Below are 22,263 nucleotides of genomic sequence, written 5' to 3'. Positions count from 1 at the left end.
CGCCGCGAACAGCGCCACCGTGAGCAGGACGAAGCCGAGATCAGCCACGGGGACTCCTCAGTAGAGGTTTTTCGGGTACGCCCGAACTCAACCTCGCCGACGATCCCGTTACGAGAGCTGTTCACGTCTCGCAGACGGCCCCGGCCCCGTTTTTGACGCCCTGTTCACGGCCAGACCAGCAGCACCCGGCACGGGGCGTGGTCCAGCACGAACCGCCCGGCCGGCCCCAGACTCCTCGGCCCGGCCCGTCCGGTCTCCCCGTCCCGGGCCATCACCAGCAGGTCCATCCCGGCGCAGGCCGCGACCACCTCGTGCTCGACCCGCCCGCGCCGGAACACGGTCCGCACGTCCCGCCCGAACCGCTCCACCGCCGCGGCCATCAGCTCGGCCTCCGCCGCCACCCCGGCCGCCTCGACGGCGTCCCCGGGATCCGGGTGTCCCCGGTGCGGCCACCCGCCTCGCCCCAGCAATCCGGCGTAGGCCCCGTGCGCCCCGGCCGCGATGGCCGGATCCAGCACGTGCACCATCGTCACCGCGTCGTCCACCCCGGCGGCCTCGCCGGCCGCGTCGATCGCCGCCGGCCAGACTCCCTCCCGCACCCACACCAGCACCTCCATGGTGTGAGGCTCCCAGCCACTCCCGCCGCCCGCCACCCGGCGCGCGCACTTGGGCAACTCCCGGCGCAGCAGCGGACCGCCAATCCTGACCGGAAGCGTGCCGCAGCCCGCGCAGGGGCCGGGGCGGGCGGTCAGAAGACGATCGTCCAGCCCTCCGTGGCGGCCTGGTCGGCGGTGTAGGCGACGCCGTCCACCTTCAGGCCGTCGGCGTTCAGGACGGTGATCGTGCCGCCCCGGTTGCCGAGGGCGACCGGGGCCGCGACCGCCACCCGCAGGGTCGCGCCCGCCGCGAGCAGGCCGCTCAGCGGCTGCCTGTTCTTGGCGCGGTCGAGCAGGGCCCACCCGGTCAGGTCGAGGTCGGACGGGGACGCGTTGAGCAGCGTCACCGACTCCGCCTCCGGGGCCGGGCCGACCGGGTTCGCCAGGGCGCCCACGATGCGGACCAGGTGGTCGGGCTCGCCGGGGCCGGGGGTGGGGCCCGGGGTGGGCACGTCCGGGAGGCGGTGGCCGGTGATGTCGTCGGTGTGCCAGGCCTGCGACTGGAAGGCCAGGAAGATCGCCACCCAGGCGTCGCCGAAGCGCAGCAGCAGACCGCCGTCCTGATAAACGCCGTCGTCACCGGTGAAGCGGCCGTCGTTGCCCTGATTCATGTGTATGTCGTGGACGCCGTTGCCGGGCGAGAAATGGAAAATCTTGTCGGGCTGCGGCTCCGGTCCCCAGGCCTGGCCGAATAGATGGACCCGGGCCTCGGTATCGGCCAGCGCACGGCGTACATAATGATCTAGGAAATCGCCGAGATCGTTCTCCGGGCCGGGTGCGGCGGTCGGGACCGGGCGCATGTCCTGGCGCTGGAACAGGTTGCCCCGGATGTAGTCCAGGGCCGCGCCGCCGGGGCGGCTCTCCAGCTCGGTGAACCCGTCCGGCAGCGCTTTCAGCTGCTCCAGCACCGGGTGGGTGAACGGGTCGACGGCCAGGTAGAGCAACTCGGGCGGCGACTGCTGGGACCGCACGTTGACGGCGGCCCGGTAATCGACGCCGGCCGCGCGCAGATGTATCTGGTAATGCGGAGTGTCGGTGGTTTCGATCTTGCAATCGATGACGGCGGCACGCAGCACGCCGTACCGTTTTATCGGCATGCCGGAAAGTCAACGCCGGTCACTTCACCAGTGTCAATCAGCCGATCTATCCATTGTTTCCCAGGTCGCCTTCCGGACACTTCGTATTCATTGACCCGGGTGGCTTCCGGGCCTAATGTCGCCTCAATTTTCCGTTCTGAGTCTTGCCCCGGAGGGCCGGCATGAGCCTGTCGTCGATGGCCGAGGACAGTGCGCTGCGTCTGCGCGGCACGCCCGGCGCCTCCCCGCAGACCGCGGCCGCCACCGCGGCCGCGGTCACCGCCGAGCAGATGGCCAAGGGCGCACCGCCCGACGACGCCAAGATCGCCGGGGAACTGGCGGCGAGGACCAACGCCGGCACCAGCGTCACCGGGTCGGTCCTCACCCAACTGGTCAAGTACGTGCCGACCGAGACCATCTCGATCTACCTGGCCGTGCAGGCCGCGCTCGGCACGGTCAGCGCCCCGCCGGGCGCTCGGGAGTGCGACGCGAACTACACCTCCCGCTGGGTCTGGCTGGCCCTGCTGGGGGTGGCGACCGTGCTGCTCACCCTGGGGCTGGCATATCGCAGTCAGAAGCAGGTGGCACCGGCCGCCCGGTTCAAGGTGCCGCTGGTCGAGCCGGCCGCCGCCACCGCGGCGTATCTGGTGTGGACACTGTCGCTGCCGACGACACCGTTGAAGGACTACTGCTCCTACGACGCGACGGCCTGGGGGCCGGTGATCCTCCTGGCCGGGACGACCCTCATCGCCACTACGGCGTACGTGTTCGGCAAGACCGTGACCTGGGAAAAAGTGCTGATGGACGCGGAACGTCAGCCGAAGTAGTGTCCCGCCGCGATGTCCGCCAGCAGGGTCGGGTGGGTCGGCTTCCAGCCGAGCAGCCGGCGCGTCGCCTCACTGCTCGCCGGGCTGTCGAGCGAGAACAGCCGCCCGATCCACCCGAAGTGCTCGTCGACCCGCTCGACCGGCACCGACTCCACCGGCAGGCCCAGACCGCCGCCGATCGCCTCGGCGATCTGCCGGCCGGACACCCCCTCCTCGGCCGTGGCGTGCAGCACCGACCCGGCCGGCGCGTCCTCGATCGCGAGCCGGAGCAGCGCCGCGGCGTCCCGGACGTGCACGGCGGGCCACCGGTTGGCGCCGTCCGCGACATAGCCGGCGACGCCGGTCCGCCGGGCGGCCGCGACCAGCGCCGCGACGAACCCCTTGTCGCCGGGGCCGTGCACGGTCGGCGCGAAGCGCACGACGACCGGGCGGACGCCCTGCTCGGCCAGCGCCAGCGCCACCGCGCCGTTGGCGCCCCGCGGGTGCACGCCGGGCACCGGGCCGTCCGCCTCGGTGGCGACCGGGTGGCCGGCCAGGCCGAGCACCCCGGCGGCGACCACCAGCGGGCGGCCGGTGCCGGCCAGGCCCGCGCCGAGCGCCGTGATGGCCGCGCGGTCGGTCTGCGCGGCCTCGGCCATCCGGGAGAAGTCGTGGTGGTAACCGAGGTGGATGACCCCGTCGGCGTCCGCGGCGGCGGTCCGCAGGCCGTCGAGATCCTCGATGTCGCCGCGGACCGGGGTGGCGCCGAGCGCGGTGATCCGCGCGGCCGAGGCGTCCGAGCGGGCCAGGCCGGTGACCTGGTGACCCGCGGTGAGCAGGGCGGCGACGGTGGCGGAGCCGATCCAGCCGCTGGCGCCGGTGACGAGAACACGCATGACAGCCTCCGTGGACGTGATGTCACTTGATGACATCACTGTAGCGCAGGCGATGTCATCAAGTGACATGACTACGATCACCCGTATGGTGCGTTGGGAACCCGGGGCCGCCGGCCGCCTCCGCGAGGCGGCGATGGAGTTGTACGTCGAGCGGGGCTACGAGCAGACGACCGTGGCCGAGATCGCCCAGCGGGCCGGAGTGACCGCGCGCACCTTCTTCCGGCACTACGCGGACAAGCGCGAGGTGCTGTTCGGCGGTTCCGAGACCCTGGAGAAAGCCCTGCTGGAGGGGCTGGCGTCGGCGCCGGCCGAGGCGGCGCCGCTGGCCGTGGTGGCGGCCGCGCTGGACGCGGCTGCCGGGCCGCTCGGGCGCGACCACGCGTACTCCCGGCGCCGGCAGTCGGTCGTCGACGCCAACGCCGAGCTGCGCGAACGTGAGCTGATCAAGATGGCCCGGCTGGGCGCCGCGCTGGCCGGCGGGCTGCGGCGGCGCGGGGTTCCGGACCCGGCGGCGACGCTCGCGGCGGAGGCCGGGATCGTGGTGTTCCGGGTGGCGTTCCACCGGTGGGTCGAGGCGCCGGAGCCGGCCGACCTGGGCCGGCTGATGCGCGAGACGCTCACCTCCCTGCGAGCCGTGACCGCTTAGGAGACGCCTCCGGCGCGGAGCGCGGCCCAGAGCGCCACCACCGCGACGACCAGGCACAACGGCACCGTGGCCAGGCCCAGCAGGAGGAACTCCGAGGTACGCGGCGCCGCGTCCCGGCTGTGCAGGATCCGCCGCCACAGCAGGGTCGCGAGCGACCCCACGTAGGTCAGGTTCGGTCCCACGTTCACCCCGATCAGCACCGCCAGCAGCAGCCCCGGCGAATGCGCGGCGGCCGGCAGCAGCACGAGCGTGGCCGGCAGGTTGTTCAGCACGTTGGCCAGCAGCGCGGCCAGCCCGGCCACGGCCAGCAGCCCGAGCAGGTCGGCGTGCGCCGGGACCAGGCCGTCGATCCGGTCGCCGAGCCCGTGTGACCGGACCGCGAGCACCACCACGCCCAGCGCCAGCACGAATGCGCAGAACAGCGGGTTCGCCTCGTCGAGCAGCGTGCGGAGCCGCTCCTCGCCGCGCCGGAACAGCGGCACCGCCAGGGCGAGCGCGCCGGCCGCCGCCACCCAGGCCGGATCCACGCCGAGCGGCTGCAACCCGGCGAACCCGGCCAGCGTCGCGGCGAGCACGACCAGGGCGTACCGCGGGGCCGGGCCGGGCGGGGCGGGCTCCGCCGCCCGGCCGACCAGGTCGCGGCGGAAGAAGAACCGGAAGATCAGGTACTCGGCGGCGACCACCACCAGCCACGGGACGGCCATCAGCGCGGCGAACCCGGCGAAGCTCAGCCCGCTGGCCGCGAACGCCAGCAGGTTGGTCAGGTTCGACACCGGCAGCAGCAGCGACGCCGAGTTCGCCAGGTGCGTGCAGGCGTAGACGTGCGGGCGGGGCGCCACCCCGGCGCGCGCCGCGACGGTCAGCACGACCGGGGTGAGCAGCACGATGGTGGCGTCCAGGCTGAGGATCGCGGTGGTCACCGCGGCCGTCGCGAAGACCGCGGTGAGCAGCCGGCGCGGGCGGCAGCGGCCGAACCGGGCGACGGCCGCTCCGGCGTACTCGAACACCCCGTGCTTCTCGGCCAGATAGGCCAGCACCAGCACCGCGGCCAGGAACAGGACGGTCGGCAGCAGCTCGCGGATCTCGTGCGCCGCCGCCGACGGGGTGACCAGGCCGAGGACGACGCAGAGCAGCGCGGCCGGGAGCGCGGCGGCCGCCTCGGGCAGGCCGCGTGGCCGGGCCACGGCGAAACCGAGCACCGCGCCCAGCAACACGAGCGCGATGATCGTGGGCATGCCCGCAGCCTGCCCGATCCGCATCGGAAACTAAACCTGGCCGCTCAGCCGACCGGGGCCGTCTCCTCGCTCGGCACCGCCCGCAGCCGCAGCTGGGTGATCGCCCGCCCGGTGATCTCCACGACCTCGGCGGTGTGCCCGTCGATCGCCACCGTCTCGCCCGGCGCGGTCGGGATGTGCCCGAGCCGGGCCAGCACCAGGCCGGCCACCGTGGTGTAGTCGCCCTCGTCCTGTTCGTCGAGCTCGACGCCGATGTCCGGCAGGTCGTGGATCGGGAAGGTGCCGGGCAGCAGCATCGCGCCGTCCTCCTCGCGCACCACCGACTGCACGTCCCGGTCGGTCTCGTCGTAGATCTCGCCGACCACCTCCTCGACCAGGTCCTCCATCGTGACGATCCCGTCGATCGCCCCGCGCTCGTCCACCACCAGGGCGAACTGCTGGCGCTGGGTGCGCAGCTGGCGCATCGCGTCGGCGATCTTCAACGTCTCGGGAAGGAACAGCGGGTCGAACATGTGGCCGCGCACCGGGCCCTCGGCGCCGATCAGATCCCGCAGGTGCACCACGCCGAGCACGTCGTCCAGGCCCATCGGGCCGGTCACCGGGGCGCGCGAGTGCGCGCCGGCGACCAGCCGCCGCAGGCCCTCGGCGGCCGGCAGGTCGGCCGGCAGGATCAGCACGTCGCGGCGCGGCACCAGGATCTCCCGCAGGGTCCGGTCGGCGATCTCGAACGCGCCGCTGATGATGGTCCGCTGCTCCGGGGTGAACTCCTGCTGCTGGGCGACCATGTCGCGGATCTCCTCGGCGGAGACCTCCTCGCGGCCCGCGTCCGGGTCGCCGCCGGCCATCCGGACCACCAGGTCGGTCGCCTTGCCGAGCAGCCAGACCACCGGGCGGCTCAGCGTGGCCAGCACGTCCAGCGGGCGGGCCACCAGCAGCGCCCAGCCCTCGGCCCGCTGCATGGCGATCCGTTTCGGCGCGAGCTCGCCGACGACCAGCGTGAAGAACGTCAGCACGATGGTGATGAGCACGATCGCGGCCGGCTCGGCGGCGGTGCCGAGGAACCCGAGCGGCTCGATCAGCGGCTGGGCCAGCGAGACGGCCGCGGCCGCCGACGCCAGGAACCCGGCCAGCGTGATGCCGATCTGAATGGTGGCGAGAAACCGGTTCGGGTCCCGGGCGAGCCGGGCCAGGGTGCGCCCGGTGCGGGTCTGCCGCTCCAGACGCTGGAGCTGACTCTCCCGGAGCGAGATCAGGGCCATCTCACTGCCGGAGAAAGCCGCGTTGAGCAGCACCAGCACCACGACGAGGACAACTTGCCACCCGTATCCGCCCACGGCGGAAATCAACTCCCTCACAGAGTGCGAAGCGGGCGCCGGGATCCGGCACCCGAGTCAGTCAAGGTACCCAGCCAACCTGAATGACACTCCCAGGAAACGCCGATCCGTCGCATGCTTACGCATCACTGGCATGCACCCCATTTTTCCGGTACGCCGTGCCGCGCCCCCACCAGCACCTCCGGGGTCAGGCGGCGTCGGCTTCGACGACGAAGACCGAGCCGCCGTCCGGGTGCGGCTCGTGCCGGACGTCGCCGTGGTTGGCCTGGGCCAGGCTGCGCACGATGTACAGGCCCAGCCCGGTCCCGCGAACCGTGCCGGCGGTCTGGTCCGCGCGGGCCAGCCGTTCGAACAGCCGGGGCCGGAACTCCTCCGGCACCCCCGGTCCGCGGTCCTCGACCCGCAGCCGGACCCGGTCGCCGTCCGCCTCGATCCGCAGGACACTGGCGCCGCCGGCGTACTTGTCCGCGTTCGAGAGCAGGTTCACCACCACCTGCTGCAAGTGGGCGGGGTGGAAGAGCACCTTGGCGTCCGGGCCGAGCACCGGGACGTCCCGCCGGCCGGTCGCCTCGAGGGCACGGGCCAGCTCGGCGCGCAGGGACAGCCGTTCGCGGACCGCGGCGATGTTGCCGGTGTCCAGGCTGACCAGGGACAGCACCTCACGGACGATCTCGTCGAGGCGTTCGGCCTGCCGGTTCACGATGCCGACCAGGCGGCCGTGCGGGGTCTCCGGGTCCATCTCGGCGGCGAGCAGGTCGGTGAACCCGAGGATCGACTGGAGCGGGTTGTTGATCTCGTGGCCGAGCATCCCGATCATGTCGAGCTTGAACCGGTCGGCCGCTTCCAGCTCGGCGTTGCGCTCGGCCAGCGCGGCCGCCGCCTGGTCCCGGGCACGTTCCGCGGTCGCGCGCGCACAGATGTCGGTGATCACCACGATCAGATGCTCGGGCCGTTGCTCGGCGTCGCGCACCAGGGAGACGGTGGCCTCCACGTCCACCCAGTGCCCGTCGGCGTGCCGGAGCCGCGCCTCGTGCGTGTACGAGTCGGCCTCCCCCGCGAACAACCGGGCGAACTGCCGTTGCACCCCAGGCACCGATTCCGGGTGCAGCAACTCGTCACCGGTGATCCGGCCGATCACCTCCTCCGGCCGGCGGCCGAGCATCCCGGCGAACGCGGTGTTGACCGCGATCAGCGCGCCGTCCAGACTCCGGATCGCCTGGCCGACCGGCGACTGGGTGAACTGTGCCCGGAACCGCTGCTCGCTGAGCCCGAGGGCCTGCTGCGCCGCCCGGGCCGCGGTGACGTCGGTGTTGATCTCGAGAACCTGGACCGGCGCGTCATCGTTCTCCGGCCGGTAGAGCACCTGCCGGCTGAGCACCGTCACGGTCCGCCCGGTGGCGGTCAGGTGCTGCATGGTGCCGTCCCAGTGCCCGTCCCGCTCCAGCGCCGCGGTCTGCTCGGCCAGCGAGCCGCCGTCGACGTAGGTGGTGCTGAACAGCCGGTGGGTGACGTGGCCGTACGCCGCGTCCGCCGGCCAGCCGTAGAGCCGCTCGGCACCGCCGTTCCACCAGAGGATCCGGCCGGTCAGGTCCCGGACGATCACCGCGGTCGGGATGATCTCCAGTACCCGTTTCTGACCCAGCTGCCCTAGCACCCGCAACGCCCCCCGCGTCTCCGTTCCCGTCAAGGGCTGTTCGGCGGGCGGTCAGCGAAGCTGAGACTGCTCCGGGAGCGCGCGGCAGACGCCGTCCAGCATCAGGTCCACCGAGCGGTCGGCCGCGGCCCGGGCGGCGGCCGTGTCGGTGGTGGCCTCGGCGACGCCCTGCACCATGGTGAACAGCAGCACCAGGTCGTCGGGGACCAGGTCGGTCCGGACGTGCCCGTGCTCGCGGGCCCGGCGCAGCGGGCCGCCCAGCGCGGTCAGCGCGCGCTGGAGATAACGGTTCTGGGTGGCGCTGTCCAGCCGGCGGATCAGCACCACCAGGCCGCGCATCGCGATCTGGGTGTGCAGCACCGACCGCAGCAGCTCGACGAAGTGCTCGGGGTGCCCGGCCAGCTCGGCGGCGGCCTGTTCGAGCCGGTCGATCTGGTGGTCCAGCACCGCGACGGTGAGGGCGTGCCGATCCGGGAAGTGCCGGTAGAGCGTGGCTTGGCCGACACCGGCGCGGCGGGCGATCTCCGGCATCAGCGAGACCGGATCGGCCTCGGTGAGCACCTCGCTCGCGGCCATGACGATGGCCGCACGGTTGCGCTGAGCGTCGCGGCGACGCGCAGTCGGGGTTCCGTAGAGCATCCTCATCGCCCCCTTACCGACCAGTCACGTTACCGGTCGGTAACGAGAATGTCATCACCTTCACTTTCTCGGTACGGCTTCCTACGCTGCCGCCACGACGCGTCGCCATACCCGCCCGATCCGCCCCAGGAGTGCGCTATGGCACTACGCCGCCTTTTTTCGGTTTTCATCGGATTGATACTCATCGTGGCCGGCCTCGCCAGCCCGGCGCGGGCAGCCTCCACCACGGGCTTCCAGGCCGTGGACATATCCGGGGACGGCGGCGTAACACTCAAGGCCAACTGGATCGCCCCGGCCGGCGACGGCCGGCATCCGGTGATCGTCTTCCCGTCCAGCTGGGGACTCAACGACGCCGAGTACCTCGCGCAGGCGAAGATCCTGGCCGGCAAGGGCTACGTGGTGGTTTCGTACACCCCTCGCGGCTGGTGGTTCTCCGGCGGCACGATCGACACGGCCGGCCCGCTCGACATGGCCGACCTGTCCCGGGTGCTGGACTGGACGATCGCGAACACGCCCGCCGACGCCACCCGGATCGGGGCGGCCGGGATCTCGTACGGGGCCGGGATCAGCCTGCTCGGCGCCGGCGCGGACAAGCGGATCCGGGCGGTCGCGGCCCTCAGCGGCTGGTCCGACCTGGTCTACTCGCTGTACTCCGGCAACACCCGGCACCTCCAGTCGTCCGGGCTGCTCCAGCTGGCGGCGCAACTGGTCGGCAAGCCGAGTCCCGAGCTGACCCGGATGCTCGGCGACTTCAACGGCAACACGAACGTCGAGCAGATCAAGGCGTGGGGCAGGGCCCGCTCGGCGAGCACCTACCTGTCCGCGATCAACGCGAACCAGCCGGCCGTGCTCCTGGCCAACGGCTGGGGCGACTCCTTCTTCCCGCCGAACCAGCTGACCGACTTCTTCGGCAAGCTGACCACCCCGAAGCGTCTCGAACTGCGGCCCGGCGACCACGCGATCGCCGAGCTCACCGGCGTGCTCGGGCTGCCCAACGACGCCTGGCAGAGCCTGTACGACTGGTTCGACCACTACCTGGCCGGCACCGACAACGGCATCGAGAGCCGGCCGGCGGTGCACATCGACCCGCTCAACGCCGACGGCGAGTCGTACCCGACCTGGTCCGCCCTGGCCGGCACCACCCGTCGTTACGGCCTCGGCAAGATCCGTCTGCTGGACGGCACCGGCCTGCTCGGCGGCGCGGTCTCCAGCGGCTGGACCAAGAAGCTGCCCACCGACAAGGACACCGTGGCGAACGGCGGCGTGGTGCTGCTGACCAACGGCGCCTCGGCGATCACCGGGCAGCAGCCGAGCATCTGGCTGCCGTTCGTCGACCGCGGCCGGGCCGGCGTCTGGGCGGCCGAGCGCCCGTCCCGTGCCCAGCTGATCCGCGGCGTGCCGAAGGTGCACCTGGAGCTGTCCGGCGCCGCCGACACCGGCACCCTGGTCACCTACCTGTACGACCTGGACAACCTGGGCAACGCCAAGCTGATCACGCACGCCCCGGTCACCTGGCTGAGCCGGACGAGCAGCGTCGACGTGGACCTGTTCGCGACCGCGTACGACCTGCCGGCCGGGCACTCGCTGACCCTGGTCGTGGACACCGTCGACCCGCTCTACTACGACGAGAACGCGTCCGGCGGCTCGGTCACCGTCACCGGCGGCTCCTACGTGGACGTGCCGCTGCGCTGACGACCCGGGACCCCGGCCCGGTCAGTCGCCGGGAGGGGGATCGGGGATCGGGGCGCGACCGCGAGCGGCCGGCCGCATCGTCCCGGCCGACGGCGGCGCGGGCGGCAGCTCGACGCCGGGAGACGGCGGGGACAGCGGCGGCGGCAGCGGCGGCCCGCCGAGCAGGACCGCGTAGGGCGAGGCCGGCCCCACCCGCGCGGTCCGCGACCGGCGACGACGCACCACCACGAGGATCAGGACCGCCAGGAGCACGAGCAGGACGAGGCCGGCCGCGGCGCCGAGCAGCTCATACCGGCGAGAGCCGGCGGGTGGCGCCGCGCCGAGCACCGTCTCGCCGGAGAGAAGCAGGTCACCGGAGCGCACGGACACCGACACCCGGGCGGGCGAGGACGCCGGCGCGGCGAACCGCACCAGGCCCCGGCCGCGCAACGCCGTCTCCACCTGGTCCAGCGCCGGCACCACCACCGGGTCACCGGCCGGCGCAAAGAATCCCCCGGTCGCCGCGGCCGCCGTCGACCAGTACCGCCGCGGATCCGCGGTGCCCACCACCACCAGCAGAGTCCCCGCCGTCCGGAACCGGTCGGCCAACCGGGCGGCGCTCAGCCCGTCGATCCCGGTCGCCGTGGTGTACAGCACCGCGATTCGCTGCCCCACCGGCTCCGCCGGGAACTGCCCCGCGGCCAGCGTCAGTGCCGCCGCGGTGTCCCGCGTCCCGCCCGCCCGCACCGCGCCGAGCGCCCGCACCACCCCGGCCGGCCCGCGCACCGGCCCGGCGATCACCCCGGCCGGCGCCCGGTCCGCGATCACCACGGTCCGGGTCCGGGCCGGCGCCGCCAGGCTGAACCGGGCCCCGGCACTGAGCCAGCCCGGCAGCGCCGCCGCACCGTCCGCCGACGCGTCGACCACGATGGACACCGCCAGCTTCGAGGAGACCACCGGCGTCAACTCGGCGCGCTGTGGCCGGCCGTCGACACTGACCGCCACGCTTCCCCGGCCGGCCGACGGCGCCGCACCCAGGTCCACGACCAGCGTCGTCTCCCCCGCCCCGGCCAGCACCGCGTCGATCGGCAGCGGCACCGGGGCCGCCGCCGGAGAAGCCACGCCGGGAGAAGCTGAGCCCGGAGAAGCCACGCCCGGAGAAGCCACGTCCCGGGAAGCCGACGCTCGGGAAGCCGACGCCCGAGAAGCCGACGCCCGAGGACCCGCGGCTCCCGAAGGGCCGGGAACCGCGAACCCGGGCACCGCGACCAGCGCGAGAGCGGCCACCGCCACCCCGGCCCGGGACCTACGCGAGATCGGCGAAGGCGATGACATTGTCCCGATAGCTTCCCCGGGCGGCATCGAAACTGCCCCCGCACGTGACCAGCCGCAACGTCGGATCCAGCGTCGGCGCATAGACCAGATCCGTCGGAAACTCCACCTTCGGCACCCGCGACAGCCCGGTGATCCGGAACGTCACGCTGCTCCCGTCCGCCCGCTCGACACCGACCAGCGCCCCGGCCCGCAGCCCGCTGAGCCGCGCGAAGATCCCCGGCCCGGTCTTCGAGTCGACGTGCCCGAGGATCACCGCGGGCCCCGGCTGCCCCGGCCGCGGCCCGAACCGGTACCACCCCGCCACCTCGACCCGGTCCGGCACCGCGATCGTCCCGTCCCGGCGCAACCCGAGCGGCTGCAACCCGCTGTCCACCCGCAGCGCCGGGATCCGCAGCCGCACCGGCTCGGCCACCAGCGGAAACGTCCGCTCGGACCGGAACCCGTCGGCCACCAGCGGCCCCACGACGGCCGGCGGCGGCCCGGGAACGACGCGCGTCACGGTCCGCTCGCCCGTCACGGCAAAACCGATCAAAAGCACAACAACAAGACATTTACCGTACGCCCTGAGCGCGCCCCGCCGCGTACCGGAAAGCATCTCAACGACCCACCGCGAGCCAGCCGTATCCGGTCTGCGCACCGCCCACCGGAAGCCGCCCGGCGACCGTTGCCCCGAACGCGTCCGCGAGGTCCCGTGCCATGGCGAACCCGTGCTCGTAGGTCTCCTGCGCCAGCTCGTGCGCCGTCGCGTAGTCCCGCGCCGCGTAGGCGTCGGCGTGCCGCAGCAGCAGCTCGTCGTGCCCGCGGAAGGCCGCCGACAGCCGCGCCGCGTCCATCCTCTTCCCGGTGACCTCGCTGAGCAGCGCCCCCATCCGCTGCTCGTAGTCGTGCAGGTGCAGTTTCGCCTGCTCGCGCCCGCTCTCGTCGCGGCCGGCCGTGGACGCCGCGTACCCGACCAGCTGTTCCACGTGGAAGCCCCAGACCTCCTGGAACCGGCGTGCCGTGGGAGCGCCGAAGAGCGTGTCCATCGCCGTCGTCAGGTCCCGGGTGTTCGCGTTGATCTGCTGGGCGGCCGCGTCGAAGTCGGGCGTGTTGGTCACCGCGGCCCGGGTCACGTCCTCGGCCAGCACCACGTGCTCGGCGAGCAGCCGGCCGAGCTGGGACCGCAGCCGCCAGACCGGCTCGCGCAACGCGTCCCGGTCACCGGCCGGTAGCAGGCCGTCGGCCAGGGTGCGGCCCAGGTCGTAGGTCTGCTCGTAGCTCTCCCGATAGGTGCGGTCGGCGCGCGCGTAGTCGCGGACCGCGTACGCGTCGGCCTGGACGATCAGGTGGTGCGCGTGCATGTCGAGCACCGCGCGCACCTTGCCGGACGGCAACCGCCCGTGCGAGGCGCCGGCGAAGAACTGGCTGAGCTCCTCCTCGTACTCGGCGAGCTCCTCCTCGGCGTGGTCCTTGGCCGCCTCGTCCTGGTCGGCGACCGCGCTGGCGTAGGCGGCCAGCTCGACCACATGCTCCGACCAGAGTGGACCGAACCGCCCGGCCAGGCCGGCGCCGAACAGCTCGCGCAGCAGGCCGGTCATGGCGTCGGTGTTCTGCCCGAGGGCGGCGTTGGCGGCCTGCACGAAATCGGCGTCGCCGCGGATCCGGCTGCGCATCATGTCGGCGGCCAGGACCGCGTGCTGCCCCATCAGCGCTTGCAGACGCACCGCGGAGTCGGGCGCGCTGACCGGGGCGGCCACGGGCACCGGAGCGGCCGCGTCGACCGGAGCGGCGGGGTTCACCGGAGCGGCCGCCTGCACCGGGGTGGCGGCGAGCAGGGCGAGAGCGAGCAGGACCGGCATCATCCGCCGGAACCGGCAACGTCGCATCCGCCTCACCGCCCGGGACATTCGCACGCCAGGCCACAGTCGACACTACGCCGCACACCGTTCGCCGTCCCGCCCGAAATCCGACAACCACCGGCCGCCTACTTGCAGTAGCGTCTTGATTACTGTTGGCCTATGGGTGGGGGCCGAAATTGGTCACGGTGGAAGCGGTCACCATCGCCGAGCGCTACCGGATCATCCGGCCTCTCGGCTCCGGGGGGATGAGCCACGTCTGGCTGGCCCGCGACGAGGTCCGGCACGTCGATGTCGCGATCAAGCAATGCACCGTGCCCGAGGGTCTGCACCCCGAGCAGCGCGAGGTGATCCGCACCTGGGCGCTGAGCGAGGCGCAGGCCGCGGCCCGGGTCCGGCACCCGCACGTGATCCGCACCCTGGACGTGCTCCCCGACCCGGACGGCCCCTGGCTGGTCATGGAGTACGTGCCGGGTCGCTCCCTGCAACAGGTCATCCAGGACCGGGGCGCCCTGCCGCCGGCCCGGGTCGCGGAGATCGGCCTGGCCGTGCTGGACGGGCTGGCCGCCGCCGGCCGCACCGGGCTGCTGCACCTCGACGTCAAACCGGGCAACGTGCTGATCGCCGACGACGGCCGGATCGTCCTGATCGATTTCGGCCCGGCGGTGACCCCGGCCGGGATCGCCGCGCTGACCGAGGCGCGCGTCGTGCTCGGCTCGCCCAAATACATCGCCCCGGAGCGCCTCTTCGACCGCACCTCGTCGGCCCGCTCCGACCTGTGGTCGCTGGGCGCCACCCTCTACCACGCCGTCGAGGGCCGCCCGCCGTACGCACGGGGCAGCACCGCGGCCACCCTGCGCGCCCTGGCCGCCGGCCCACCCGACCCGCCCCGCCGGGCCGGCCCGCTCACCCCGCTGCTGGCCGGGCTGATGCGTCACGCCCCGGCCGACCGGCTCGACCCGGCCGCCGCCGAGCAGCTGCTGCGCCAGGTCGCCCGGCCGGCCGCGTCCACCATCCGCCGCCGGGTGCCCGCCCTGGCCGCCGCGCTCACCCTGATCGCCGCGCTCGCCGTCGGCGGCAGCGCGCAGGGCGTGGAGACCCCGCCCGCCCCGCTGCCGGCCGGCTTCATGTGGTGGCAGGACCCGGCCGGCCTGCGGCTGGCGGTGCCGACCGGCTGGACCGTGCACAGCGCCGCCGGCGCCCTCTCCTTCACCGACCCGGCCAACCGGATCACCCTGCGGATCACCCGCTGGACGCACCCGCACCGGGACGTGCTGGCCGACCTGCTCGCCCAGGAGCGCGCGGTGAAACTCCCCAGCTACCGGCGGGTGCGGATCGAGGCGGTGCCGGCGCCGCTGTGGGAGTTCACCTATACCGATCCGAAGGCCGGCGCGATGCACGTGCTGCGCCAGCTCGTCGGCGGGGCCTACCTCGTGGAGTGGCGCACACCACGTGCCGATTGGGCCACCAGCCTGCCGAAACTCACCGAAATCAGAGCGAGTTTCGGCTGAGGCAGAATGTGCAGCCATGTATGTCGGGATCACCGGGGTGGGCGCGTACCTTCCGGAACGCGAGATCACCACGGGAGAGCTCCAGGAGGGCATCGCCCGGGCCGGCGGTGTCCGCCTGCCGCGTGGGTTGTTCGCCCGGCTCACCGGCATCCAGCGGCGCCGGCTCGCCGGCCCGGAGGAGTACGCGTCCACCCTCGCCGTGCACGCCGCCCGCGCCGCCCTGGCGCAGGCCGAGCTCGACCCGCTCGACCTCGACCTGCTGCTGTTCGCCTCCGCGTCCCGGGACATGGTCGAGCCGGCCACCGCGCACATCGTGCAGGCCGAGCTGGGCAGCCGGGCGCACGCGCTGGACGTCACCAACGCCTGCAACAGCTTCCTCAACGGCATCGACCTGGCCCGCTCGATGATCCTGTCCGGCCGGGCCCGCCGCGCCCTGGTCGTCACCGGCGAGACCCCGAGCCGGGTGATGCGCGACCGGATCGACAGCCTGGCCGAGGCCCGCCGCTCGTTCGCCGGGTTCACCTTCGGCGACGCGGGCGCGGCCGTGGTGGTCGAGCCGGTCGCCCGCGGCGGCATCCTGGACGTCGACACCGAGACGCACTCGCAGCACTGGACGGTCGGCGGCATCCCGGGCGGCGGCTCCCGGCACCCGCGCGGCGACGAGCACACCTACTTCGCCGGGGACGGCCACCGGCTGCGCGGCGTCTTCGAGAAGGTCGGGGCCAGCATCCTGGACCGGGTCCGGGCCCGCACCGGCCTGGACCACACCGATTACGCCAAGGTGCTGGTGCACCAGGTGACGCTGCCCTATCTGGACCGGTTCGTCGAGGTCACCGGGGTGCCGCGGGACCGGCTCGAGGTGACCGTGACCGAGCTGGGCAACGTCGCCAGCGCCACGCTCGGCGTGCAGCTCGCCCGGATCGCCCCGTCGCTGAACCCCGGGGACCGGGTGCTGCTGATGGGCCTGGGCGGCGGCGTCAGCATGATGACCATGGTGTGGGAGCGCTCGTGACCAGCACGGATCTGTGGGTGGTGGTGCCCGCGTACAACGAGGCGGCCCGGATCAGCGCCACCCTGTACGCCCTCGCCGCCCAGACCGACACCGACTTCACCCTGCTCGTGGTCGACAACGGCTCCACCGACACCACGGCCGACGCGGTCCGGTCGTTCGCCGGCTGCGCCCCGTTCCCGGTGCACGTCCTGGTCGAGACCGAGAAAGGCGTCGGCTGCGCGGTCGACACCGGGGTCCGGCACGCCATCGCGGCCGGCGCCACCCGGATCGCCCGCACCGACGCCGACTGCCTGCCCCGGCCCGGCTGGGTCGCTGCCGCGCGGGCCGCGCTCGACGCCGGGGCCGGCATGGTCTGCGGCCGGATCACCGCCCGGCACGACGAGCACGGTCCGGCCGGGCGGGCGGTCTTCGCCGGGCTGGTCGGGATCGCCGCCGCGTTCGGCCGGATCCGTCCCGCGCACCGCGGCGCGGCGTACCTCGCGCCGTACCGGATGCACGCCGGCAACAACATGGCCATCACCGCCGACCTCTACCAGGCCTGCGGCGGGATGCCGCGCCGGCCGTCGCCGACCGACCGGCTATTCCTCAACCGGGTACGCAGCACCACCGCGTCGATCACCCGCAGCCGCGACATGGTGGTGGAGAACTCGACCCGCCGGATCCGTGCCTACGGCGTGCTGGGCACCGCGAAGTGGTACCTGGACCGGGGCAGCGGCCCGCTCACCCCGGACCCGAGGTGACCGGTCGTGCTCGATGAACTGATCGCCGGCCTGCGGCCCGGCGACGACACCACGGCATTGCTGGGACGCCGCCGGGTCACCCGGGGAGACCTCGCCGACCTGCTCTTCCGGTACGCCGGCGCGCTGCACGCCCGCGGGCTGCGTCCGGGGGACACGGTCGGCATCGCGGTCCGTCCCGGGGCGCGGGCCCTGGCGGTGCTGCTGGCGGCGTACCGAAATGGTCTGCGCGTCGCCGTGCTGGACCCGTCGGCCGGGCCGGACGTCCTGCGTGCCCGCCTCGGGCTGGCGCAGCCGGCCCTGATCGTCGCGGACGCGGCCGCGCAGGCGGTCGCCTCCTGGGCCGCGCCGCTCGCCCGCCGGGCCGGTCTCGCGCTGCCCGACCTGTCGCGGCTCGCCCCGACGGTGACCGTGGGTCGGCGGCTGCCCGGCTCCGCGCCGGCGCTGGCACCCGGCGGACCGCCGCCCCGGCCCCATGACGGCGACGGGGACGCGGTGGTGATCTTCACGTCCGGGACGACGGCGAGCCCGCGGGCGGTGGTGCACACTCGGGCCGGGCTGGCGACCGGGCTGCGGTCGGTGGCCGAGCTGGTCCGTCCGCGGGCCGGGGAGCCGATCCTGGGCGGGATGTTCTTCGTGCTGGTCCCGTCGCTGGCCTCGGGCGCGCCGGTGGCGATGCCGTCGCGGCGGCCGCGGGCGCTGGGGCGGCAGGTGATTTCGTTGCGGCCGCAGGCCACCTATCTGACGCCGCCGCAGCTGCGGGCCGCGCTGGACGCCGGGGTGCCGTTCCGCGGGCGGGTCTACAGTGGATCGGCGCCGGTGTCGTCGACGCTGCTCGGCCGGGTGCGGGCGGCCGGGGCGGACGAGGCGTGGTGCGTCTACGCGCTGACCGAGGTGTTCCCGGCCGCCGCGGTCGAGGCCACCGAGAAGGCCGCGCACACCGGCGCCGGGGATCTGGTCGGTGAGCTGCTTCCGGGTGTCCGTGCCTCGCTGTCGCCGGCCGGGGAGCTGCTGCTGGCCGGGGCCGGGGTGTGCGATCGCTACCTCGGCGCGGAACCGCACGAGTGGGTGTCCACCGGGGACATCGCCCGCCTGGACGACCGGCGGGTGGTGCTGGCCGGCCGGGCCAAGGACATGATCCTGCGCCGCGCCGAGAACATCTATCCGGGCCTCTACGAGCCGTCCCTGCACGTTCCCGGGGTCTCGCTCGCCGTGCTGGTCGGCGTCCCGGCCGGCGACGGCGACGAGGAGGTGGTCGCGATCGTCGAGACCGCGCCGGGGGCGGACCGGGCCGCGGTCCGGGCCGCGGTCCGGGCCGCGCTGCGGGAACCGCTGCGCCGGATGGGCTCGGCCCGCCCGGACCGCGTGCTGTTCGCGCCGATCCCGCTCTCCGGCCGCTCCCGCAAACCCGACCGTGCCGCCGCCACCCGGCTCGCCTCCCGGTCCGCCTCCGCCGAGGCCGCCTCGGGACCCGCCTCGTCCGGGGCGCCGCGATGAAGCCGCTTGCCGTGATCGTTCCGGCGTTCAACGAGGCCGCGTCGATCGGCGGCACCCTGGACGCGCTCGCCGCGCAGACCGACACCGACTTCACGCTGGTCGTGGTCGACAACGCGTCCACTGACGACACCGCGGGCGTGGTCCGGGGGTACGCCGCGCCGTTCCCGGTCGAGGTGATCACCGAGCCGGAGCGCGGGGCCGGGACCGCGGCCGACACCGGGTTCCGTCACGCCATCGAGCAGGGCGCCGTCCTGCTCGCCCGGACCGACGCCGACTGCCGTCCGGCCCCGGACTGGGTGGCGACCGCCCGCCGTTACCTGACCAGCGGCACCGAGCTGGCCTGCGGACGCAGTGTCCCGCGCCGCGACGAGCAGCCGACGTTCGCCGAACGCCACGTGTTCCCGGCCGTGGTCCGCCTCGCCGCCCTCTACGGCCGATATCGCAGCGCCCACCGCGCGGCCGGGTTCCGCACGCCGTACGTTCTGGTCCACGGGCACAACCTGGCCCTGACCGCGGACCTGTACCGCAGCTGCGGCGGCACCGCCCGGGAGCCCCTGGAAGCCGGTTCGGAGGACGTCACCCTGCTGAACCGGGCCCGCCGCCACACCGACCGCATCGTCCGCGCCGAGGACCTGGTGGTCGAGTCCAGCCTGCGCCGGCTGCGGGCCTGGGGCGCGCGGCGAACCCTGCTCTGGTACTGGGACCGCCGCTGGCTTCCCCCGACGTCATCGCAGGTCCACGTCCGATGATCGACCGGCGGGGACACGAGCACGGTTCGCCGGACGGCATGCGGCGTGCCCGGCGGCGGGACCGGCGCGTCTACCTGTTCAGCCATCCGGTGCTGTTCGCGCTGCTCGCGGCGACCCGGCGAGCGCCCGCCCGCAAGCTGGGCGGCACCGTCCTGGCGCACTCCCGGGAAGCCGTCCGGGACGGCCTCACCCGGATCCCGCTGGACCGCACGGCGGCCGGGACCACCGGCGGCGCGGCCGGCGACCTGACCGGCGGGGAACTCCTCTTCAACCAGTCCGGCGACGATCACCGCGGCTCGCGGCGCGGCCTCGCCGACGCGCTCAGCGCCGACGGCGTGCAGCGGCTCCGTCCGATCTGGACCGAGGTCCTCGACCGCCGCCTCGCCCCGCTGGCCGCCGGCGTCCCGATCGACCTGGTGGACGTGACCGCCGAGATGGCCGGCGCCACCGCCGCCGCGCTGCTCGGCACCGGCGCCGACCCGCGCGCCCTGGCCGCGGCGGCCCGGGCCGCCGCGGCCGCCGCCGCGCGCGAACACCTACCCGGGCCACCCCGCCCCGGCGCCCGCCGCGCCGCCCGGGCCGCGACCGCCCACCTGACCGCCCTGCTCACCGCACCGCAGCGCGCGGCACACCCGGCCGACGGCGCCGCGCTGGCTGCCATGCTGGCCGTGGCCGCGATCAACACCACTGTCGCCGCCCTGCCCCGGGCTGCCGCGTGGTGTGCCGACGCCGGCCTGTGGTCCTACGCCGAGACCGCCCCGGACGCCCTCACCTCCGAACTCCTCCGGGTCACCGCTCCCACCCCGCTGCTCCCCCGGGTCGCCGCCGCCCCCGGCACGCTGGCCACCTGCCCCGTCCGAGCCGGTGATCGCCTGATCCTGGTGGCCCGCCACGCCGTCGACGCCCACCGCACCGACCCGTGCCCCGCCGACCCGGCCCCGCCCCAGACCGCCCAGCTGGTCTTCGGTGTCGGCCCGCACGCCTGCCCCGGCGCCCGGCTGGCCCGCCTCCAGCTCACCGACGCCCTCCAGGCCCTGGCCCGGCACCGCCCCCGCGTGGTGACCGCCCGGGTCGACCGCCGCAGCGCGCTCCCCGGCTGGTCCCGCCTGATCCTGGCGCCCACCCGATGACCCCCGCACCGCCGCGTCCCGGATCGCTTCGTGGCCTGCGGATCGCGGTGACCGGGGCGAGCGGCTTCTGCGGCTCCGCCGTGGCCCGGGCTGCCGCCGCGGCCGGCGCCCACGTCATCTGCCTCGGCCGCCGTCCGGGCCCGCTCGGCGAACACCGTCCCTGGGACGCCACCCGGAGCATCCCCGACCTGACCGGCGCCGACCTGATCCTGCACCTGGCCGCCGCCGTCGGCGACCCGCGACCGGGCCGCGCCGCCGCCACCGTCTTCCACCGGGTCAATGTGGACGGCACCGCCCGCCTCCTGGAAGCCGCCGGCAGCCGTCCGCTGGTCTGGGTCAGCAGCGCGAGCGTCTACGCACCCGGTCCCGCCCCGATCCGCGAGGATCACCCACTGGGCGGGCTCACCGCGTACGGAAAGACCAAAGCCGCGGGGGAAAGCCTCGCCCTGGCCGCCGGAGCCGTGATCCTGCGACCGCGCGCCGTCTACGGTCCCGGTGATCCGCACCTGCTGCCGCGCCTGCGCCGTGCCGTGCGCGGCGGCCGGGTCCTGATGCCCGGGCCGGACATCCGGCTCAGCCTCACCGCCGTCGAGAACCTCGCCGACGCCTGCCTGCGGGCCCCGGCCTGGCCACCGGGCGCCTACAACATCGCCGACGCCACGCCGTACAGCCGGGACGCGGCCATCTCCGCGGCCTGCGGCGTGCCGGTCCGGCACGTGCCGATCACGCTGACCCGCGCGGCCGCCGCCCTGGCCACGGCCGTCTCGCGACTCACGCGCCGCGAGCCGGCCCTTTCCCGGTACGCCCTGGAGCAACTCACCGCCCCGGTCGTCCTGGACATCTCCCGTGCGAGGGCGCAGGGCTGGGAGCCCACCCGCTCGTTCGGTGACTACCTGGCCTCTCGGTCCTCATCGGACACCGAACCTCAAAAGCCGCGCTTATAAAGGGAACGCCAAGTTTCGCAAACCCGCGGGATTTTCCAAGGCTTGAGACAGCCCGGGGAAACACGACGTTCCTTTATTGACACCGGCAAACACATCGGCAAGATGTTCACCGGCTCCACCCCACGCAGCCCTGAACTCCCGAAGCCCCCGAGGAGATCCATGATCCCGACGAGCGCCGTGGATGCCGTCCCGGCCGCCCGCCGGCGGGGCCGTCCGCCGGATCCGCACTCCCGCACCAGAATCCTCTTCGCGGCCGAGTCCCTCCTCGACGAGGCCGGCTACCTGGGCGTCACGATCGACGAGGTGGCCAGCCGGGCCGGTGTCTCGAAGAAGACGGTGTACCGCTTCTGGCCGCACAAGCCGGCCCTGATCAGCGACCTGATCGTGGAACGCTCCCGGATCATGCCGGTCCCCGACACCGGCGACACCCGCGGCGAGCTGGCCACGCTCTTCCAGATGATCATCGAGTACCTGACCGCCGGGCACGGGCGCACCATGACCCTGCTGATCGCCGCCACCCACGACGACCCGGGCACCCTGACCAGGGTGCGGGAGCAGGTGCTCACCCCACGCCGGGACATCGCCCGCAACGTGCTGCAACGCGGCATCGCCCGCGGCGACCTCCCGGCCGACATCGACATCGACGCGCTGCTCGACCTCTGGCACGGGCTGGTGGCGTACCGGCTCAGCGGCCGCCCCGCCGCCCTCCCGGGCCACACCGTCGACCAGCTGGTCGACCTGGCCATGAGCGGCCACGTCCCACGCCTTCCGCAGACCTGAGCGTGACCCGCCCGGTGATCCCGCCCGCGATCGCCGGGCGGCATCGCCGATCGGAAACGGCCGGGTAACGGCGAGGTTGCAGATCCCCGGCCCGCCCGCGTGGCGCGCCCCGGAAAGCGC

General features: G+C 74.0%; 21 protein-coding genes. 11 read left to right on the top strand and 10 right to left on the bottom strand.

The window, feature by feature from the left end:
• Positions 1–164: 164 nt before the first annotated feature.
• Complete coding sequence (locus tag Aiant_RS31440) at positions 165–617, bottom strand: universal stress protein (protein ID WP_189333744.1); 453 nt, start codon at positions 615–617, stop codon at positions 165–167.
• Between the two features lie 131 nt (positions 618–748).
• The gene (locus Aiant_RS31435; protein WP_189333745.1) at positions 749–1,753 is read right to left on the bottom strand and encodes a DUF2278 family protein; all 1,005 of its coding nucleotides are present in this window, start codon (positions 1,751–1,753) and stop codon (positions 749–751) included.
• A gap of 161 nt (positions 1,754–1,914) precedes the next feature.
• Here Aiant_RS31435 and Aiant_RS31430 point away from each other — a divergent pair, with 161 nt between their 5' ends.
• Positions 1,915–2,559 (top strand): hypothetical protein, encoded by a 645-nt coding sequence (locus tag Aiant_RS31430; protein WP_189333746.1) that lies wholly within the window; start codon positions 1,915–1,917, stop codon positions 2,557–2,559.
• On the opposite strand, the gene Aiant_RS31425 is transcribed toward Aiant_RS31430, so the two are convergent.
• Entirely contained in the window at positions 2,547–3,434 is an 888-nt protein-coding gene (locus Aiant_RS31425; protein WP_189333747.1) for an SDR family oxidoreductase, read from the bottom strand. The two genes, Aiant_RS31430 and Aiant_RS31425, sit on opposite strands and share 13 nt — an antisense overlap.
• Before the next feature lie 85 nt (positions 3,435–3,519).
• On the opposite strand from Aiant_RS31425, the gene Aiant_RS31420 reads away from it, so the two are divergent.
• Entirely contained in the window at positions 3,520–4,080 is a 561-nt protein-coding gene (locus Aiant_RS31420; protein ID WP_189333748.1) for a TetR/AcrR family transcriptional regulator, read from the top strand.
• Here Aiant_RS31420 and Aiant_RS31415 read toward each other — a convergent pair.
• The 4 genes from Aiant_RS31415 to Aiant_RS31400 all read right to left on the bottom strand — a co-directional run bounded on the left by Aiant_RS31415 (position 4,077) and on the right by Aiant_RS31400 (position 8,942).
• The gene (locus tag Aiant_RS31415; protein WP_189333749.1) at positions 4,077–5,315 is read right to left on the bottom strand and encodes an SLC13 family permease; all 1,239 of its coding nucleotides are present in this window, start codon (positions 5,313–5,315) and stop codon (positions 4,077–4,079) included. The two genes, Aiant_RS31420 and Aiant_RS31415, sit on opposite strands and share 4 nt — an antisense overlap.
• 44 nt (positions 5,316–5,359) lie before the next feature.
• The gene (locus tag Aiant_RS31410; protein ID WP_189333750.1) at positions 5,360–6,649 is read right to left on the bottom strand and encodes a hemolysin family protein; all 1,290 of its coding nucleotides are present in this window, start codon (positions 6,647–6,649) and stop codon (positions 5,360–5,362) included.
• A gap of 187 nt (positions 6,650–6,836) precedes the next feature.
• On the bottom strand, positions 6,837–8,303 hold the full coding sequence (locus Aiant_RS31405; protein ID WP_189333751.1) for a sensor histidine kinase: 1,467 nt from the start codon (positions 8,301–8,303) through the stop codon (positions 6,837–6,839).
• Between the two features lie 51 nt (positions 8,304–8,354).
• Positions 8,355–8,942, bottom strand: a complete 588-nt coding sequence (locus Aiant_RS31400) for a TetR/AcrR family transcriptional regulator (protein WP_189333752.1) — start codon at positions 8,940–8,942, stop codon at positions 8,355–8,357.
• Between the two features lie 240 nt (positions 8,943–9,182).
• Between Aiant_RS31400 and Aiant_RS31395 the strand changes: the two genes are divergently transcribed.
• A complete protein-coding gene (locus Aiant_RS31395) occupies positions 9,183–10,634 on the top strand; it encodes a CocE/NonD family hydrolase (RefSeq protein ID WP_229830783.1) in 1,452 nt (483 codons plus the stop codon).
• 21 nt (positions 10,635–10,655) lie between these two features.
• Here Aiant_RS31395 and Aiant_RS31390 read toward each other — a convergent pair whose 3' ends face one another.
• The 3 genes from Aiant_RS31390 to Aiant_RS31380 form a co-directional block, all read right to left on the bottom strand.
• Entirely contained in the window at positions 10,656–11,735 is a 1,080-nt protein-coding gene (locus tag Aiant_RS31390) for a hypothetical protein (RefSeq protein WP_189333754.1), read from the bottom strand.
• A 184-nt stretch (positions 11,736–11,919) separates the two neighbouring features.
• Positions 11,920–12,447, bottom strand: a complete 528-nt coding sequence (locus Aiant_RS31385; RefSeq protein WP_229830785.1) for a class F sortase — start codon at positions 12,445–12,447, stop codon at positions 11,920–11,922.
• Between the two features lie 97 nt (positions 12,448–12,544).
• Positions 12,545–13,813, bottom strand: a complete 1,269-nt coding sequence (locus Aiant_RS31380) for a hypothetical protein (RefSeq protein WP_229830787.1) — start codon at positions 13,811–13,813, stop codon at positions 12,545–12,547.
• A gap of 158 nt (positions 13,814–13,971) precedes the next feature.
• On the opposite strand from Aiant_RS31380, the gene Aiant_RS31375 reads away from it, so the two are divergent.
• From Aiant_RS31375 to Aiant_RS31340, 8 genes are all read left to right on the top strand, one after another.
• Positions 13,972–15,294, top strand: coding sequence for a serine/threonine-protein kinase (locus tag Aiant_RS31375; protein ID WP_189333756.1), 1,323 nt, complete (start codon positions 13,972–13,974; stop codon positions 15,292–15,294).
• A 16-nt stretch (positions 15,295–15,310) separates the two neighbouring features.
• On the top strand, positions 15,311–16,306 hold the full coding sequence (locus Aiant_RS31370; RefSeq protein WP_189333757.1) for a 3-oxoacyl-ACP synthase III family protein: 996 nt from the start codon (positions 15,311–15,313) through the stop codon (positions 16,304–16,306).
• A complete protein-coding gene (locus Aiant_RS31365; RefSeq protein WP_212846552.1) occupies positions 16,303–17,046 on the top strand; it encodes a glycosyltransferase in 744 nt (247 codons plus the stop codon). Before Aiant_RS31370 ends, Aiant_RS31365 begins: the two co-directional genes overlap by 4 nt.
• Before the next feature lie 6 nt (positions 17,047–17,052).
• Positions 17,053–18,540: an AMP-binding protein gene (locus Aiant_RS31360; RefSeq protein ID WP_189333758.1), complete on the top strand. Its 1,488-nt coding sequence runs from the start codon at positions 17,053–17,055 to the stop codon at positions 18,538–18,540.
• Entirely contained in the window at positions 18,537–19,289 is a 753-nt protein-coding gene (locus tag Aiant_RS31355; RefSeq protein WP_189333759.1) for a glycosyltransferase family 2 protein, read from the top strand. Before Aiant_RS31360 ends, Aiant_RS31355 begins: the two co-directional genes overlap by 4 nt.
• Positions 19,286–20,419, top strand: coding sequence for a cytochrome P450 (locus Aiant_RS31350; protein ID WP_229830790.1), 1,134 nt, complete (start codon positions 19,286–19,288; stop codon positions 20,417–20,419). Before Aiant_RS31355 ends, Aiant_RS31350 begins: the two co-directional genes overlap by 4 nt.
• Positions 20,416–21,363, top strand: coding sequence for an NAD-dependent epimerase/dehydratase family protein (locus Aiant_RS31345; protein ID WP_189333760.1), 948 nt, complete (start codon positions 20,416–20,418; stop codon positions 21,361–21,363). Before Aiant_RS31350 ends, Aiant_RS31345 begins: the two co-directional genes overlap by 4 nt.
• 159 nt (positions 21,364–21,522) lie before the next feature.
• Positions 21,523–22,143, top strand: coding sequence for a TetR/AcrR family transcriptional regulator (locus Aiant_RS31340; protein WP_189333761.1), 621 nt, complete (start codon positions 21,523–21,525; stop codon positions 22,141–22,143).
• Positions 22,144–22,263: the final 120 nt, after the last annotated feature.

The sequence above is a fragment of the Actinoplanes ianthinogenes genome (assembly GCF_018324205.1).
Taxonomy (GTDB): domain Bacteria; phylum Actinomycetota; class Actinomycetes; order Mycobacteriales; family Micromonosporaceae; genus Actinoplanes; species Actinoplanes ianthinogenes.
Note: the sequence above shows the minus strand (reverse complement) of the source record. Positions and strands in the feature narration are given on the sequence as shown.